This is a genomic window from Pseudoalteromonas aliena SW19 (assembly GCF_014905615.1).
In the GTDB taxonomy this organism is placed as follows: domain Bacteria; phylum Pseudomonadota; class Gammaproteobacteria; order Enterobacterales; family Alteromonadaceae; genus Pseudoalteromonas; species Pseudoalteromonas aliena.
The window spans coordinates 338,596-355,261 of the sequence record NZ_AQGU01000022.1; the positions used below are offsets into that span (position 1 = coordinate 338,596).

The 16,666-nt window shown below is 37.5% G+C and carries 14 protein-coding genes and 1 tRNA gene; 8 read left to right on the forward strand and 7 right to left on the reverse strand.

Going from position 1 to position 16,666, the window contains the following annotated elements:
• Nucleotides 1-13 precede the first annotated feature (13 nt).
• From PALI_RS03735 to PALI_RS03745, 3 genes are all read left to right on the forward strand, one after another.
• A complete protein-coding gene (locus PALI_RS03735; RefSeq protein WP_193154958.1) occupies nucleotides 14-1,585 on the forward strand; it encodes a S41 family peptidase in 1,572 nt (523 codons plus the stop codon).
• Between the two features lie 3 nt (nucleotides 1,586-1,588).
• Nucleotides 1,589-1,969, forward strand: coding sequence for a hypothetical protein (locus PALI_RS03740; protein ID WP_193154959.1), 381 nt, complete (start codon nucleotides 1,589-1,591; stop codon nucleotides 1,967-1,969).
• A gap of 132 nt (nucleotides 1,970-2,101) precedes the next feature.
• The gene (locus tag PALI_RS03745) at nucleotides 2,102-2,581 is read left to right on the forward strand and encodes a hypothetical protein (RefSeq protein ID WP_193154960.1); all 480 of its coding nucleotides are present in this window, start codon (nucleotides 2,102-2,104) and stop codon (nucleotides 2,579-2,581) included.
• A gap of 5 nt (nucleotides 2,582-2,586) precedes the next feature.
• Here PALI_RS03745 and PALI_RS03750 read toward each other — a convergent pair whose 3' ends face one another.
• A complete protein-coding gene (locus tag PALI_RS03750) occupies nucleotides 2,587-5,127 on the reverse strand; it encodes a protein kinase domain-containing protein (protein WP_193154961.1) in 2,541 nt (846 codons plus the stop codon).
• Nucleotides 5,128-5,248: 121 nt separating this feature from the next.
• Between PALI_RS03750 and PALI_RS03755 the strand changes: the two genes are divergently transcribed.
• The gene (locus PALI_RS03755) at nucleotides 5,249-6,220 is read left to right on the forward strand and encodes an FHA domain-containing protein (protein ID WP_193154962.1); all 972 of its coding nucleotides are present in this window, start codon (nucleotides 5,249-5,251) and stop codon (nucleotides 6,218-6,220) included.
• A 68-nt stretch (nucleotides 6,221-6,288) separates the two neighbouring features.
• Here the strand turns inward: PALI_RS03755 and PALI_RS03760 are convergent, their stop codons facing one another.
• From PALI_RS03760 to PALI_RS03775, 4 genes are all read right to left on the reverse strand, one after another.
• The gene (locus PALI_RS03760) at nucleotides 6,289-7,464 is read right to left on the reverse strand and encodes a mandelate racemase/muconate lactonizing enzyme family protein (RefSeq protein WP_193154963.1); all 1,176 of its coding nucleotides are present in this window, start codon (nucleotides 7,462-7,464) and stop codon (nucleotides 6,289-6,291) included.
• Nucleotides 7,465-7,490: 26 nt separating this feature from the next.
• Complete coding sequence (locus PALI_RS03765) at nucleotides 7,491-8,258, reverse strand: class II aldolase/adducin family protein (RefSeq protein WP_077536800.1); 768 nt, start codon at nucleotides 8,256-8,258, stop codon at nucleotides 7,491-7,493.
• A gap of 141 nt (nucleotides 8,259-8,399) precedes the next feature.
• Nucleotides 8,400-8,723 (reverse strand): c-type cytochrome, encoded by a 324-nt coding sequence (locus PALI_RS03770; protein ID WP_077536799.1) that lies wholly within the window; start codon nucleotides 8,721-8,723, stop codon nucleotides 8,400-8,402.
• Nucleotides 8,724-8,904: 181 nt separating this feature from the next.
• Nucleotides 8,905-9,444, reverse strand: a complete 540-nt coding sequence (locus PALI_RS03775) for a DUF2058 domain-containing protein (RefSeq protein ID WP_138584540.1) — start codon at nucleotides 9,442-9,444, stop codon at nucleotides 8,905-8,907.
• Nucleotides 9,445-9,642: 198 nt separating this feature from the next.
• On the opposite strand from PALI_RS03775, the gene PALI_RS03780 reads away from it, so the two are divergent.
• Nucleotides 9,643-10,791, forward strand: coding sequence for an MFS transporter (locus PALI_RS03780; protein ID WP_138584541.1), 1,149 nt, complete (start codon nucleotides 9,643-9,645; stop codon nucleotides 10,789-10,791).
• Here PALI_RS03780 and PALI_RS03785 read toward each other — a convergent pair.
• Nucleotides 10,758-11,258: a prolyl-tRNA synthetase associated domain-containing protein gene (locus tag PALI_RS03785; RefSeq protein WP_193154964.1), complete on the reverse strand. Its 501-nt coding sequence runs from the start codon at nucleotides 11,256-11,258 to the stop codon at nucleotides 10,758-10,760. The two genes, PALI_RS03780 and PALI_RS03785, sit on opposite strands and share 34 nt — an antisense overlap.
• 1 nt (nucleotide 11,259) lies before the next feature.
• On the reverse strand, nucleotides 11,260-11,655 hold the full coding sequence (locus tag PALI_RS03790; protein WP_193154965.1) for a hypothetical protein: 396 nt from the start codon (nucleotides 11,653-11,655) through the stop codon (nucleotides 11,260-11,262).
• Between the two features lie 165 nt (nucleotides 11,656-11,820).
• On the opposite strand from PALI_RS03790, the gene PALI_RS03795 reads away from it, so the two are divergent.
• The 3 genes from PALI_RS03795 (at nucleotide 11,821) to PALI_RS03805 (ending at nucleotide 16,530) form a co-directional block, all read left to right on the forward strand.
• A tRNA-Ala gene (locus tag PALI_RS03795) sits at nucleotides 11,821-11,896 on the forward strand.
• A 159-nt stretch (nucleotides 11,897-12,055) separates the two neighbouring features.
• Complete coding sequence (locus tag PALI_RS03800) at nucleotides 12,056-13,318, forward strand: ABC transporter substrate-binding protein (protein WP_193154966.1); 1,263 nt, start codon at nucleotides 12,056-12,058, stop codon at nucleotides 13,316-13,318.
• 137 nt (nucleotides 13,319-13,455) lie between these two features.
• A complete protein-coding gene (locus PALI_RS03805) occupies nucleotides 13,456-16,530 on the forward strand; it encodes an ATP-binding protein (RefSeq protein ID WP_226894483.1) in 3,075 nt (1,024 codons plus the stop codon).
• Nucleotides 16,531-16,666 lie beyond the last annotated feature (136 nt).

The window sequence follows — 16,666 nt, forward strand, 5'->3', positions numbered from 1 at the left end:
AGCGAGCCTCTACATGTTCACTCTAACTAAACTAAATATGGCAAAAATACTTCTACCTTTGACACTCGCTAGCACTCTAGTCGCGTGTGGCGGTGGAGGAAGCTCAGCCGATACGAGTACTGGTACTGGCACAACTACAAATAATGCCAGCTGGGTTTCCGGTACGTTTGCTAATGCAAATCAGTTTAAAGGGCAGTGCCAAGCAATTAATGAAAAAAACTGGCTGCGCTCTTGGAGTAACGAAACTTACCTGTGGTACGACGAAATTATAGATACCGACCCTGCGCTTACCAGCGCAGTAGCTGATTATTTTGAGCTGCTTAAAACGAACGAACTTACTGACTCTGGTGCTGAGAAAGATAACTTTCATTTCACTTTATCAACCGATGAATGGGAGCGCCAAAACCAAGCCGGCATTAGTTATGGCTATGGCTTTAATATAAAATTAATCGCTAGTAGTGCCCCACGACAAGCCGTTGTTACCTATACCGAGCCAAATACGCCAGCAAGTAGTCAAAATATAATACGTGGATTTGAGCTTGTTGAAGTCGATGGGATTGATTTTGTTAATGCAACTTCAGCTAGTGATGTTAGTACCCTTAATGCAGGCTTATTTCCAAAGCTAACAGGGAAAGTAACCGAGTTTATATTTAAAGATATCAGCACTAACGAAAATCGCACCATTACACTTACGTCCCAAAATGTAACATCCCAACCAGTGATCAATGTTCGCACAGACCTTGCCGGTGGTGATGTAGGGTATTTTCAATTTAATACTCACAACGCGATTGCCGAAGAGCAACTATATAATGCATTTAACGAACTTGCTGCGAGTAATATTAAAGATTTAGTGATTGATGTACGCTACAACGGCGGCGGCTTATTAGAATTGGCTAGTCAAGTTGCCTACATGGTTGCGGGTAACGCAAACACGCAAGGTAAATTTTTTGAGCGTACAATCTTTAATGATAAAAATCCAAATACAAACCCTGTAACAGGTGAAACAATAACGCCGATGCCCTTTACTAATCAGTTTAAAGGGTTTGATAAAAGCGCAAGTATTGTAAGCGGCAGCCAACTACCTACACTAAACCTAAATCGTGTTTATGTACTTACCACCAGTAATACTTGCTCTGCAAGTGAGGCTATTATGAATGGGTTACGCGGTGCTGATATAGAGGTTATTCAAATTGGCTCTGGTACATGTGGTAAGCCCTATGGTTTTTACCCTACCAATAATTGTGATACGACTTATTTCACTATTCAATTTACTGGCCAGAATAATAAAGGTTTTGGTGAATACTCAGATGGGTTTGCACCACAAAATACGGTTGATAACGCTCGTCAACCCATGCGCATTGAAGGCTGCGCCGTTGCAGATGATTTTACCAAGCAACTAGGTAGTGCGGATGAAAGACTGCTTAGAACAGCATTAGAGTATCGCACCTCCGGCAGCTGCCCAGCAGCAAGCTCAATAAACAGCATGCGCGGTTTTGCATCATCTACTGATACCCCTGAGGTAAAAGATACGCGAATCCAAACTATGCTTGAACAAAACATTATTCTTCGCGATAACATGAGATAAACTATGAAAATACGTTCATTAATAGTCACTATTATTACAGCGATTGCACTATCTGGATGCTCAGCACAAAGCTCAGAGTCGACACCTAAGCTGCAACATGCATTATTAGTAGAGCCTAATAGTGCCGCTGTCGCCGAAGTTATCGCCCTGCTACTTCATAGTCCGCATGTACAATTGGCTGATGACGTATTTCTAACAAGCAGTACGGTGACACTTGATAGACTTAATCAAAAAGGTGCTTTGGGTAACCCTATTATGGGCAAGCAGCTCAACATGCCCGATCAATTTGAGTTAATGATTAAAGATGGACAATGTTTTGTGCGCCACCTTGATAGCAAGGCAACCAAAGCGCTAAATGATGTTAATTGTCGAGTAAATAATTAGTTTACTCTGTGGCAGTGATATACAAAAAAGCGCTAAGCTCACTTAAGTATATGCTTTATACATAACCGCAGCTTACTTAAGCTGCAAAAGTAACTACAATGATATTTATTAACCCTAAAACAGGATATTAAAATGAGTAATCTTAGCTTTCGAGTTATTCCTAAAGAAGATGGACAATGGGACATTTCTAGCCCAACGGGTGGAGATAGTGAAAATATTTGTATTGATTATAAAAAACTAAAGGTAGGGCAAGCCGTCAATTTATATTATGAATTGGCTGATTGCCCAGAATGGGAATTTGCTGAAAATGGCACGTATTTCTCTGATGCCAAAGATAATTTTAATTATCAATTAACAAGTATAGTAGCAAATGGCGGTCAATCACTTATTGTGTCTATTTCAAGCATTATTCCTGCTCACGCATTACCTGCTGAGCTGGCAACAAAACTTGCTGACAATCCAGATGAAGCTATTTCTGGCCTGCTAAGTGAGAGTGCAGATTATGAAGTAAACTTCCGCCTTGTAGCGAAAAATAAAGCTAATTCGGAATCTAAAATGCGTTATTTTTCTCAAGATCCGCGCGTAATCCTTCAAGGTATGGAACCAGACTAACTGACCTATGTACAGAGAGAATTATAATTCTCTTTACCTAAGAGTGTTTTAAATTGATTCTCTGTACATAACGGTTTAAACCAAATAAGCCGATAGAACACAGGACTCCAGCCCTTTTTGATACTTTGTTCTATCGATGCCACCGCTGAATACTTTTCTCCTAAAATAGTTTGAACCATAGCTTTTACAAAATAAACTTCACTTAATTCAGAGTTTTGATTTAAAGCCCGATCAATGCTAATCATCGCCTTTTGGCTTTTACCTAAATGAACTTGCGCTTGCGCTTTTTCTAATAGGAGTTCAACAACTTGTGTATCATCAGCAATCCCTTTATCTATGTTTTTATAAATGTCAGAAGCCTGATCCTTTTTACCTAACATAAATAAAATATCGGCCAAGTTAAGCTGTTGCGTACTATTTTTAGACGAAAGTTCCACTGCCTTTTGCGCATAATATAGCGCTTCTGTAAGCTCTCCTTTTAAAGACAACACAATAGAGTAATTTGAATATGTTGATGAAATAGCTGTCGAACTCGTAATTAATCGCTGATAATTTACTTCTGCTTTAACTAAATCTCCTGATAACAGCGAAATATCAGCCAGTGTTTGCAAGGCAAAAAAATCATTTGGGATATGTGTTAATATTTTTGATAAATATTCAGATGCTTTTTTATTATCCCCGAGCATTACATGAACAATTGCTAAATTTCGTGTTGTTATAAGCATCGGTCTTATTTTATAAGCAAGCTTTGCATGAGTTAATGAACGTTCTAACTCACCACTTCTTTTATAATAAATAGCTAGCAAAGTTTGCTTTTGAAACTCTTCAATATCTGATTTTTGGATTTTTCCGATTACTATATCCATGTTGTACTTGTCTTTAACATGTTGATAAATATCTAACAAATCAATTAAATAAGCGGGGCTGTCATGATAAGCGCTCGGAAGCGTATCTAATGTCATTTTTAGTTTTTTTATCACTTCAGGATTGAGTGTTTCATCATAATGACGCAGTACAATTTTACGGTATAGTGGATATAAAGGTGTAAATTCAGGGCTATGTAATATTAAATCCTCTATATCTGCAATGACAGAAAGAGTATTTCGGGAGTTAGTTGAAACAACGTTGACCAAGCTTACATAGCGCTCTAAAAATTCACGCTCTTTTCTTAATGCTTGTTTAGTCGCAATATCACCCGTATAGAGTTTTTCGATGAAGCTGCTTGTTACATTATAAATACCCATGTAATTCTCAGTATCACTCGCGCTTCTTTCAGCACGAACTAAAGTGCCAGTTTTACCATCAAGTAAACTTAAATTAATATCACACGACAATGGAGTACAGTCTAAATGAGTAGTAAGTAACTGATCCGCATTAAGCGCTTTGCCTAAAATAGGCAAACTTAAATTGTCTCCTAATAACTTTTGAGTTTGTCGAATTTCGATCTGAGAAATTAACGCATAACCTGAGGTATCTAATAAATATTGTCTAATAGCATCATTAATTGCCAGATTGAGCACTTGCTTTTGAGAATCTAATAGCTTAGTTTTTTTGCTAAACTCAATGGGGAGTACTGCAACGTAAGTTTTAGGTTTATTTGCCTGCCAGTACCAAATACTCACTGAAAAAAGGCCAATAGCAATACACGATAATAATGTAAAAACAGTAAATTCTTTCCATTTTTTCTGTTTGCTTGCTAACTGAATATCCGCCAGAGAAATCGTCTCGCTATTATTATTTAGCAACATCATGATATGCTTCAACTCTTCAATAACTTCAGCACTCGATGCAGGACGTTGCTTTACATGATATGAAAGAAGACGATTTATCAATAATCCTAATGGCTCAGGAATATCCGCAATAGCACAAGCATCAGCACGGCAGCGACTATTTTTTATTTGTTCTGCAATTGATTTATTAGAAGGTGTGGGCGATTGCCCCATGTATGGATGTTGGTTAGCAAAAAGTTGGTAAGCAATTAGCCCCAATGAAAACAAGTCACTTCTAAAATCTAACGGCTGCTCGTTTAGTTGCTCTGGCGACATAGCTGTTAAACTACCAAAACTACTGTTTTCTTGAGTTTGAAAAGTGTCTTTTATTTGTGAAATACCAAAATCAGCAATTTTAGCTGAGCCACTTTCATTAACCAATACGTTGGCTGCTTTGAGGTCAAGGTGTAAAATATTCTGTTGATGTATTGCAAATAGTCCTTGAGTTATATCAAGTAGCAACTCAAGTTTTTTTGGTAGTGTAAGATTTTGTTGTTTAATTAAGCATTCAAGCGTTGTGCCTTTGACATATTCCATCTCTAGAATCAATTGCTCGTCATGTTGAATAGTTTTATAAATTTGCACTATGTTTGGATGATTAAAGCACGCTAATAATTTAGCCTCCAACAAGGTTTTATCAGATATAGGAGATGATAAATCAATGACCTTGAGCGCCACTTGTCGATCTAATTTTAAATCAATGCCAAGGTATACTTTACTCATACCACCTTGCGCCAAAGGATGTAGCTCTCGGTAATGATCTTCGAGTTTAAACACACTGCTCCCGATTATTAAAATTATGTTAACCATTAGTTTAACTTCAAAGGTCAAATAATTGCAATCTATTGATATTATTTAACTATAATAAAGAATAACAACTGGAAATAAATGATTAATTATGGCCATTTTAAAACACACTAAATCGCAAAAAAACTTATATTTACGTGCCTTTCATCGCTTTGGTAGATTAGCGCATTCTGTAGATACTTTTCTTGATTTCCCTGAAGTCACACGTATCCATGCCGTAATTGAGTGGCTTAATGAGCAATGGTATATCAATGATTTAAGTAAAAATGGGGTCTGGTTAAACGACATTAAAATCGCTACAAACCAAAATACACTTTTAAAACAAGGCGATAAACTCAGTTTTTCACAAATCAATAATTTGGTGTATCACGTTACTTCGGTAGAGCCACCACGAGATTTACTGTTTCCGGTAAATGAATCACAAGAGCAAATTATATACCTAGAGCAATACCACTTTTTACCTAATAATAAGCACCCTGAAGTTATTTTGCATTTCGATTCACAGCAGCACTGTTGGTATTATGAAGACATGCATGAACACTTACAACAACCAATTAATGATGGTCAAGATTTGCGTGTGGGCAACAATGTATGGCGCTTATTTCTAGCTGGCGCAGCCACCCAAGAAAAAACAGTCGAGCTAAAAGCACAGCCAAGTAATAACTTGGAATTTATTTTTAACCTCAGTCTTGATGAAGAGTTAGCCGAACTTAAAATTAAAAGTCAGACTGCACTACTCGATTTTGATGTTCGCTCACATCACTATCTCACCCTGCTATTAGCGCGTTATAAACTACAAGATATTCAAAATGGCTTTGAAGCAGATACACAAGGGTGGGTACAAGTTAAAAAGCTAGCTAAGGATTTAGGGATCAGTGAAGCGCATGTAAATATTCAAATTCATCGCGCACGCAAACAATTTGTTGAGCTATTAAATAATGAAATAATACCCAGCGCATTAATAGAAAGAAAACGCGGTAAGGTTCGCTTTGGCGGTAAATTATTTACCATTTATAAAGGCAAAAAAATAGAATCTTCTAATTTAGAAAACACTATTGAATAAATAACAATTAGCCAACAGCCCCGCAACCAATGTACATTGGCTGCGGGGCTTTATTATGCTTTGCTGAACTATTTTATTTCTACGCGTTGAGAGCGCATAACAATCTCATCGTTTAATTCAATACCTAACCCAGGCTCTTCTGATACTTCAAAAAAGCCATTTTTAGGTTGTGGATCTTGCAAGCACAATTCACGGTTCCACTTTTTAATCGCATAAGTATGATGTTCATGAATCAAAAAGTTAGGTATCGCTGTTTCTAAGTGCAGCGAGGCTGCTGTTGCAACGGGCCCGCCACATACATGCGCTTGAATACGCACATCAAAAATATCAGCGTAGTCACATACTTTTTTGGTTTCGGTAAAACCGCCACACAAACCAATATCTGGCTGTAGTACATCAATACTTTGATCTTCTAAGTATGGACGCACTCCCCAGCGGTTATACAAACGCTCGCCACCGGCTATCGGTACCGATACTTTATCGGCTACTTTGGCATGCAGTGAATGGTTTAAGTAGTTAACTGGCTCTTCAAAATACATACAGTCAAACTCTTGTGCAATTTCACCCAACTGAATGGCTGTGGTAACACCCGGTAAACTGTGGCATTCAAAAATAATATCTACTTCGTCGCCCACGGCTTCGCGAATTGCTTGCATACGTGCACGGTAAAGTTTCATTTCAGTACGTGAGATTATTTTTGTACGGTCGTAATAAGTATTGCCATCTTTATCGTACTGAATTGGATCTACTTTTACCGCATCATAACCTTCAGCCATCGCTTTTAAAGCAGCTTCTGCATATTCTTGCGGCTGTACTAGCGCTTTAAATTCGCTATCCCAGTCAAACTGCAATTGCGATGCGTATGTACGTAGTTTGTCGTTAACTTTACCACCTAATAATTGGTATACAGGTAAACCAAGCGCTTTACCTTTAATATCCCAAAGTGCGGTATCAATTGCGCTCATTGCAGCATATACAACAGGTCCGCCGCCTAAGCCCCAAAAGCTCTCACGCAGCATACGTGACCATAGTTTTTCGGTTTGAAACGGGTCATGGCCGATTAAAAAGGCATCAGCCATTTCTTTAATCATGGCTGCGGCTGCGCTGTGACCTAAATCGTAAGCAAGGCCCGCTTCGCCAACACCACTAATGCCTTCATCAGTATGAATACGTACAAACACCGGTGTCCAGGAAGGTCTATCAGGACAGTGAATATCAAATACTTCAACACGATTTACTTTCATTTAAATTCCTTATTAACCACTATGGGTTATTTTGCAAAACTAGGGTCAAGTCGATACGCTTTACGTAACATCGCAGGCCACGCAAGTTGCCCGCCAGTGCTGCCACTGTGTACTACGTTTGCTTGATTATAAATATTGTCGATTATAGGCTGCGGTACCTCAATAACCTCTTGCGAGCTTGCTTGCAGCGCTAATTGTATTTCGCATGCGCGCTGTAAATCATAAAAGCGCATAAACGCATCGCCCACAGTTGGACCTACCGTTAGGCCACCGTGATTGACTAATAACATATGGTTAGTACTGCCTAAATCGTCTTGTAGCACTTTTCGTTCATCGTCGTTTACCGCAAGCCCTTCGTAGCCATGATAAGAAAGCGATGGCAGTGAAAACATTGAATACTGGCTAAGCGGTAATAAACCTTTTTTTTGCGTGGCAACAGCAATTGTTTCTTTAGTATGAAGATGAATAACACAATGCGCGTCTTCACGAACTTCATGAATCGCACTGTGAATGGTAAAACCTGCTGGGTTAATACTAAATGGCGTATCGTCGATAATATTACCATTTAAATCGACCTTCACTAAATTAGACGCAGTTACTTCATCAAAAGTTAAACCAAAGGCATTGACTAAGTAATGATCGGTGCCAGGCAAACGTGCTGATAAATGCGTATAAATTAAATCGCCCCAACGAAAATGATCAACCAGCCTATAACATGCCGCTAAGTCAATACGCAGTTGCCACTCTTGTGCTGATACTTTATTTTTTAAATCAAGTTGAGGTAAATCAAACATATTAAACCTTTTCAAAGCGTACATTGTTAATCAGTACAAATAGATGTTTAGAAGTCTAAAGCAGTCTTTATTTTATAGCAAACACAAACAAAACAGCCACACTATTGTGTGGCTGTTTATAAAACTAAATAACTGCGTAAATTATTTTACGTTAGCTAGGTAATCTGCAATTGCGTCAAACTCTTCATCAGTCACCGTTGCAACCATTGCTTTCATGGCCATAGACATACCGTTGCTACGCGCGCCTGATTTAATGTCTTTCATTTGTGCAACTAAATAGTCTTTATTTTGACCATTTAGTTTTGGGTACATACCCATAATTGGTGCTTTACCTTCAGCGCCATGGCAGGTTTGACAATTTTTAGCTGTATAAAGTGCAGCGCCATCAGCGGCAGCTGCATTAAACGAGAAGCTTGCGGCTAAACTAATACCCGCGCCTAGTAGTAGTGTTTTCATCTTGCTCATTGTATTTACTCTTCTTTTTTAACGGTTAGAAAAAACTGTTCTATTGATTGTAGTAAACAATCAAATAAAAAGCATACGTACGAAACGACGCTAGACGATCAACTTAACCAAACTGCTAACTCGTTCCTACTCATTTTTATATACCTTAGCAAATAAAAATGAGCTTACCCTTAATAGCTTATTACCAAACTATATCATCGGGTACTTCAAAATCTGCGTATGGATCGTCTTCGTCTTTTGGTTTGTTTTCTGGCTCTACATGAAAAACAATATACTTTTCGTCAACTTCAGCCACTTTGCGTGCTGGTTCGTCGTCTAAAACGTAAAATTGCCCTTCGAGTACACATATAGCTAAACGACCACCCGATAACGCTTTTTGCGTTTTTTCGTTTACGTCGATATTTTTTACTTTATTTTGATAAGTAAAATTAAATGTGCGCTCACCACGAATAGCATCTTGGTTATGATGCTCTAAAATTTGCTTAACCCGTGCTTCTTGCTCGCGCTGCTTTAAATCACCTTGACGTGCTTGATTGAGCTCTTCAGCCTTTTTTTGCTGCTCTAGCTTAGTTTGTTGAATATGCTTTTGCAGATCACTTGGGTTACTTGTAGCCCCTTTCTTTTGCTTTTTTTGTTGCTTACGTTTTTCTGATTTAGCAACTTTAGCATTATGCGATGTTGTTAATCCTGCTTGAAGCAATTGGTCTTGTAATGAACCCATGGCTTTGTTCCACTAAAAACTAATATTAAGGTTATTTTAATCACCAACGAGTGCAAATAACAGCGCTATCGACATTAATCTAGCAAACTAGTTAAAACAAACCATGATGTAGCGCAAAATTAGTGGTTTTAATTATCAATTAAAGGCAATTTTTAATACACTACTGTACAGTCAATAAGCAAATGTATAAGCCATATAATGCGTTTACCTCATCTACTCGTTTGCTCGGTATTTATCTTTTTTGTGCTTTATGCACCACAACCTCTACTCAGCCTTTTTGCGAACGAATTTAGTGTAGCCCCTGCAGTAGCCGGCAGCCTGATGACTGCAACTATGCTACCTTTAGCTATTGCACCGCTGGTTTATGGTGTACTTTTAGCAAAACATAACCCGCTGCTCATATTGCGTATTGCAATGGTTTTTTTAGGCCTAAGTTGTCTACTTTTCATTTATGTACCTAGCTTTGAGCTTTTATTGTTAGTTAGGTTTTTGCAAGGCTTAACACTTCCTGCGGCTTTAACTGCAATGACTAGCTATATAGGTATGAGCTATCGCGCTGATGCACTTCAAAAAAATATGACCCTTTATATAGGTAGCAGTATTATTGGGGGTTACTTTGGCCGCGTACTTGCCGCTTTGTTTAGCGATTTATGGCATTGGCAGAGCTTTTATTATGTTATAGCCTTTATGCTTATTTTTTTAGCTTTAACAATTAAACACTCTCGCTTTACAAATCCATCAACAAAGTCACAGCTTTTACCACTAGATTACATTAAACAACTAAAAGAAGGCGCTGTACTTAAAGTATATGGTGCCGTTTTTTGTATGTTTTTTTGCTTTGCCGCACTACTTAATTATTTACCATTTATATTGCAAAATACGTTTTTAATCACAAATACTCGCGATATTGGCTTGGTTTACAGTGGTTACCTAGTTGGTGCCCTCGCCTCTATTGCTGCGCCTTGGTTACTTAAAAAAGCCCCTTCAGCTTGGCACCTTTTAGCCGCTGTATTTAGCTTTTATAGTGTGAGTATTATTTTATTAATGAGCCACCAGCTTAGCTTGTTTTTAATCGCATTCACTTTATTTTGTGGGGCAATGTTTGTAATTCACTCAACCGCAGCGCCGCTTGTTAATAAAATAAGCAAAGCGCCACCTAGTGTAACCAATGGCGGATATGTATCGTTTTATTACAGTGGTGGCGCATTGGGTTCGTTATTACCCGGTGTGGTGTACCAACATTATGGGCAAACAGCGTTTATGCTTACTCTACTTACTGTTTGCTTATGTGGTTTATCGTTAATTGTGTGGGCTTATCTTGAGGGCAAAAATACAACGCGAGGCTGATGCTTTGTGTGATTAAAAAATATTTCTAAATCTGATTTATTAAGCAACCACGTTTGGGTGTTTTCAAACGGATGACAATGAAACAAATCTCCATGCCAAATATCTTGATCAACCCATAAGCTCACTTGATTTTGCTTATCATTTAAAAGTGCCAACATTGATACACACCCAGGTGCCACTTTTAAAAACCTTGCTAGTCGTTCACTTGATGCAAATCCTAAACGCGAAAGGCCCTGTTGCTTTGAAAGTGTTTTTAAATCCAGCTGCTTGTTATGCGCTGTAATCACTAAAAAATGTTGCTTACCTTCGTTATCACGTAAAAATAAATTTTTCAGTCGCGTACCTGGGCGCTTAACCATAAACTCATCAGCCGCTAAGCTTGTGTGTAACGGCGGGTGCTCGATTACATCATAGGCAATATGTAAGTGCGCTAGAATCGTCGCTAACATTGTTTTATCTGCTAACATATTACAAACAACGCCCTCTGAGCAGTACACTTAAGTCTCGCCACAATACTTCGCTTACTTCGTGTTTATTATCACAATACTGCCGTATTTTTAGCTCTTGGTTTAATAACTTAACAGCTTGATCCTCTAACTCTAGCTTTAAAACACTCGACTCTTCAAAATGTTCTTGCTCAATATATTTTTTAATTTCACTACGGCTTGGTCTATTATTCGGGCCACGATCGAGTTCAAAGTTATCGCGGTGTTTTGCTTTTACCGAAACCACATAAGCAAACAACTTATTCCCTTGATCATCCTGTTTTTCGTGAAACTGTTTATTATTTATTTCAAAAGATGGTTCATTGCTTGAAACACAGCCGGCGAGTAAAACCATGAACACTAGCGCACATTTTTTCATTATTTTTATCGTTTTAGTTTTAAATTAAGCCAAGTCTATCAAAAATTGACGTAAACAGTGAAAATAGTAAAAAAAATACTTGACCAAATTTATAAAAAAACTTAAAGTTCGTCCCGCTTGAAACTCAGCAGTCAAGCTTTTATGTAATACATAAAATAGGAATGTGGGGCTATAGCTCAGCTGGGAGAGCGCCTGCCTTGCACGCAGGAGGTCAGCAGTTCGATCCTGCTTAGCTCCACCACTTTCCTACCCCTTCTATAATATTAAAACTACCTATATTTTATAACATAATCCATTAAACCTTATCCCACTCTCATTTATAATTCGCTTATTTTAACTTGAGTCTTTACAAGTTCTTAGCTATACATAATGTCACATGCATTAAGACTTTAGGCTTGAAATGGACACCCCTAAACGCTCAACACTAAAAAAACTTGCAACTCTAGGATTAGCAGCCGGTGTAATTACACATGCTCCTTATGTATTTGCTCGAAAAAAAATAACATTGAGAGTGCTTGGTACTCATGTAACTTTGCAAGAGGCTATTCGCAAACAAGCAATGAGTGACTTAGGTATTGATATACAGTTTTCTCCTGCTGGCAGTGCTGCAGTCTTGCAAAAAGCCTCTATGGATCCCAGCTCATTCGATTTATATGAGCAGTGGTCTAACAGTATTAATATACTGTGGAATGCAGGCTCGATTCAGCCTATAGAAAAAAAACGACTGACTCACTTTGATGAAATAAACCCACTGACCAAAACTGGACGCCTAACGCCCAATGCCAATATTGGTGCGGGGGACGCGCCTTATAAATTATTAAATGTGCAAGCAGATGGTACATTAAGCCCACAAGAAAGCGACCACATCAGCTTTTTACCCTATGTACATAATGTTGACTCTTTTGGCTATAACACACAATTTATTAAACCGGGCATTGCTTATGAAACAGAAAGTTGGAGCTGGCTACTAGACAGTACCAATAAAGGCAAAGTAGGCATTGTAAATGCGCCCGCTATTGGCTTATTCGATCTTGCATTGGCAGCTCAAAGCAAAGGGCTTATTACCTTTGACAATATAGGCGCGATGACTCGAGCTGAGCTAGATAAGCTATTTAGTATTTTACTTGATTTTAAACGCCAAGGTCATTTTAGTGGTTATTGGAACTCAGTTCCCGAGTCCGTCGAGTTTATGAAAAGTGAACGAGTACACATAGAAAGCATGTTTTCACCAGCTGTCTCAACGCTAAATGGGCAAGGTGTAAATGTACGTTTTGCAGCGCCAAAAGAAGGCTATAGAGGCTGGCATGGCGTTATGTGCTTATCATCACAAACACAAGATAGTGTAAAAGATGCAGCTTACGATTATATGAATTGGTGGTTATCTGGTTGGCCCGGCGCTTTTATTGCTCGCCAAGGCTATTATATTAGTAATCCTCAACGTTCAAAACCTTTACTGTCGCCTCATGAGTGGGATTACTGGTACGACGGTAAAGCTGCAAAAGCTAATTTATTAGATACCAATGGAAAGATAGCAGTAAAAATGGGAGAACAACGCAATGGCGGCAGTTACCTTAAACGGTTTAGCAATGTTGCGGTATGGAATACAGTGATGCCAACATACGACTATAGTTTACAAAAATGGTATGAGTTGATTAGTCGCTAATGAAAATGCATTCAATAAAATCAAAAATAGTTTTAGCTGCATGCCTCCTTACTAGCTTATTACTTTTACAAAGCTACTTATTTAATTACTCACAAAAATCGTTACTTAACACGCAAAAAATACAACACAGTGCCCTCATGCAAAGTGAAAACGTCACTGACTTAGAAAATGATGTAGTGTCGCTCCAAGGCCAAGCTATTGCCTATGTGAACCATGCTAATGAAAACACCATAGAAAAATTTAATTTTTATTTAAAAAAAGCCAATCTTAGTTTAAGTAAATTAAACATGAATGCCTCATCACACACCTCATCATATCAAGAAGAGCTAAAGCGCTTAAAAGAGTACCTCAATAATTATCAGGAAACATTTAGCCAAGTTGTTATTAATAGAACAAAGCGTGAGCAGCTCTACATAACACAATTTAAACAACCTATTGCAGAGCTAAAAGCACACATTATTAGCTTAGACACTTCAACAAAAAATGAAAAAAAAGCATTCTATACAAATATTTTACTCACCATAAGTAATTTGGAACATGCAACAGTCAGTTATCTTTATAAGCCAAATTTTGATAACGCACAAAATGTTAAGCAAAACCTTGAGCATTTGCACCTTAAATTATCAAGCATATCAAAAGAAAGTAACTCACTTATAAGTCATACCACTCAATTAAAACAAGCATATAATCAGCTTGTATTACTCACACGTAGCTATACTTTTTCTATTAATGTTGTACTAACGGGTATTGAAAATGAACTGCTTTACTTAGCTAATCAAATTAAAGATGCAGAAAAAAGCAAATTAGATGAAGCTGAAAAATCACTCAGTTCACACTTAATCACCAATGCCGAGCAAGCAAACTTATTGGCCGTGTTAATTACCGTTATTCTCATTGTGGTGAGCTATTTTATTTTTAATAAAGTTATTAAGCCCATCACCCAGCTTACCGCTTTGCTAAATGATATGAATAACGAAAAACCGATCATTCTAGATTATGAAAGCAATAACCAAAGTGAAATAGCCTCAGCCATAAAGGCGGCGAATGCGTTATATACCAAAAATAAACAAACGAAAGAGCTGCTCATCGAAACTCAAGGCTTGAACATACAGATGGAAGCCATGAATAAAGAACTCACTATTGCCATAACACAAGCTGAAAAAGCCAATCAAATAAAAGGCGATTTTGTTGCAAACATGAGCCATGAACTGCGTACTCCGATGAATGGAGTTTTAGGCATGTTACAGCTACTTAAAGATAGTTCCCTCCCTACAAAGCAACAACATTATGCCGACAAGGCCTTTTCTAGTGCGCACAATTTACTTCATATTTTGAATAATATTTTAGACTTTTCTAAACTTGACTCAGAAGAAGTAAAAATAGAAAGTATTCCATTCACACTCGACTCCATTGTTAATAACACCGCTAATTTATTTCAAGATACAGCGAACCAAAAAGGCTTAGCACTCGAATTTAATTTACATGCAGACCCTCATTTAGAACTAATTGGTGATCCTTTCTACTTAAACCAAATAATAAATAACTGTGTTGGGAATGCGATAAAGTTTACCGACCACGGGAAAATACAACTTATTATAGAAACTATTTCTCAGCAAAAAAACATTATAAATCTACGATTTTGCATTAAGGATACTGGAGTCGGAATAAAGCAGGAGCAACTTGAAAAAGTGTTTAATTCTTTTTATCAGGGTGATGCTTCAACCACCCGTAAATACGGTGGTACAGGGCTTGGTTTAACAATAAGTCAGCAGTTTGCAAAAGTACTTGGCGGATATATACAAGTCAGAAGCGAGATGAATAAAGGCAGTGAGTTTTATTTTACTTTGCCATTTACATTACCACCTCAGCATAAATCAAAAAAACGCGCTTTATTAATTGCCCCTAAAAAAGAACAAGTAACCAAGCTGATAACATTGTTAAGCGATATAAATATAACCCCTGAAACAACTAAAGAGCCACTACGCGCACTTGCTAAAATATCTCAACCTAACTCGCCCTTTGATATTGTTATTTTATCATTAACCCAGGATGAAGCAAAAAGCAGTATTATTTTACATAAACTAATTGAGAGCAGTCAGGCATTTGAACACGCTCTAAAAATAATTGTGATCATTACTGATACAGACCAGCCTACTCTACAAGAGATACATAAAGATGTGCATGTTATAGCTAAACACTACAATGATTCTGATATTTTAAAGTTACTTGCTCCACAAAAAACGATAACAATCGCTAAAAATAAAACTTTCAATAAATTTAAAGGCTGCAAAGCATTAATAGTTGATGACAACCCATTAAACGTTGAAATTACAACCGCCATGCTGAAAAAGCTAGAGGTGGATAGTGTTGCTGCACTAAATGGACTAGAAGCGATTGAATGCATAAAAAAAGAGACATTCAACATTATTCTTATGGATATCCAAATGCCTGTGATGGACGGTATTTCAGCCACAAAAAAATTAAGAGAAAGCGGCGAAACACTACCAATAATAGCATTAACAGCGGCGGTATTACCTGAAGATGAAAAAGCAGCTATAACAGCTGGTATGAATGACTTTTTAGCAAAACCACTTATTTTTGATACATTTTATGAGGTTATAAATAAACACCTATCAACAAATAAAGAGCAATCGCTTATCAATGTTTCGTTAGCGCTTAAAAATTTGGAGGGCAATGAACGTTTATTTAATAAACTGCTTATACAATTTTCTACTGATTACGAGGACTTTATAACAAAGTGCCAAGAATTTTTAGACGCTAATAACAATATAGATCTGGTGCGTCATATTCATACAATAAAAGGCCTTGCAGGAACTTTAGGATTAGAAAACCTAGAACACAACGCTAAAAAAATTGAATCACAGATTAAAAATAAAGACGTTATTTCATTTGCACAACTTGGAAAGCAGCTCGCCATTACTTTTCAAGCAATAGAACAGTACCTATTAACCCAACAAATCCATAGTGATAATAGTTTGGATACCAATGCGGCTCTAAATGATGTAATAGAAGAGATATATGAATTAGCTATTAATGCCAAGCCTATTCCTAATAGCTTACTGAGCAATTTAGACAACTTACCATTTGAGCCACCTCACCCTATTCTTGGCCTTAAATCAGCTATTAATCACTTTAACTATCAATTAGTAATAGAGCTAATAACCAAGTTTAGAGAAAGGAATTTAAACTAGGGCGTGTTGATCTTTGTGGATTGAAATTTGTTCAATCTAGGGGCGATTTAATCGCGGCGCGAGGTTTGTAACCTAGTGGGCTAAGTAAAAACCGAGCAACAAAGAGTTAATCGTCCCTAGAAAGAACCCAAAGGGC

Coding starts and splice junctions, on each gene's coding strand:
- PALI_RS03740 (WP_193154959.1), top strand. CDS start 1,589: ATGAAAATACGTTCATTAATAGTCACTATTATTACAGCGATTGCACTA.
- PALI_RS03800 (WP_193154966.1), top strand. CDS start 12,056: ATGGACACCCCTAAACGCTCAACACTAAAAAAACTTGCAACTCTAGGA.
- PALI_RS03805 (WP_226894483.1), top strand. CDS start 13,456: ATGCAAAGTGAAAACGTCACTGACTTAGAAAATGATGTAGTGTCGCTC.
- PALI_RS03785 (WP_193154964.1), bottom strand. CDS start 11,258: ATGTTAGCAGATAAAACAATGTTAGCGACGATTCTAGCGCACTTACAT.
- PALI_RS03770 (WP_077536799.1), bottom strand. CDS start 8,723: ATGAGCAAGATGAAAACACTACTACTAGGCGCGGGTATTAGTTTAGCC.
- PALI_RS03735 (WP_193154958.1), top strand. CDS start 14: ATGTTCACTCTAACTAAACTAAATATGGCAAAAATACTTCTACCTTTG.
- PALI_RS03775 (WP_138584540.1), bottom strand. CDS start 9,444: ATGGGTTCATTACAAGACCAATTGCTTCAAGCAGGATTAACAACATCG.
- PALI_RS03755 (WP_193154962.1), top strand. CDS start 5,249: ATGGCCATTTTAAAACACACTAAATCGCAAAAAAACTTATATTTACGT.
- PALI_RS03780 (WP_138584541.1), top strand. CDS start 9,643: ATGCGTTTACCTCATCTACTCGTTTGCTCGGTATTTATCTTTTTTGTG.
- PALI_RS03790 (WP_193154965.1), bottom strand. CDS start 11,655: ATGAAAAAATGTGCGCTAGTGTTCATGGTTTTACTCGCCGGCTGTGTT.
- PALI_RS03745 (WP_193154960.1), top strand. CDS start 2,102: ATGAGTAATCTTAGCTTTCGAGTTATTCCTAAAGAAGATGGACAATGG.
- PALI_RS03760 (WP_193154963.1), bottom strand. CDS start 7,464: ATGAAAGTAAATCGTGTTGAAGTATTTGATATTCACTGTCCTGATAGA.
- PALI_RS03765 (WP_077536800.1), bottom strand. CDS start 8,258: ATGTTTGATTTACCTCAACTTGATTTAAAAAATAAAGTATCAGCACAA.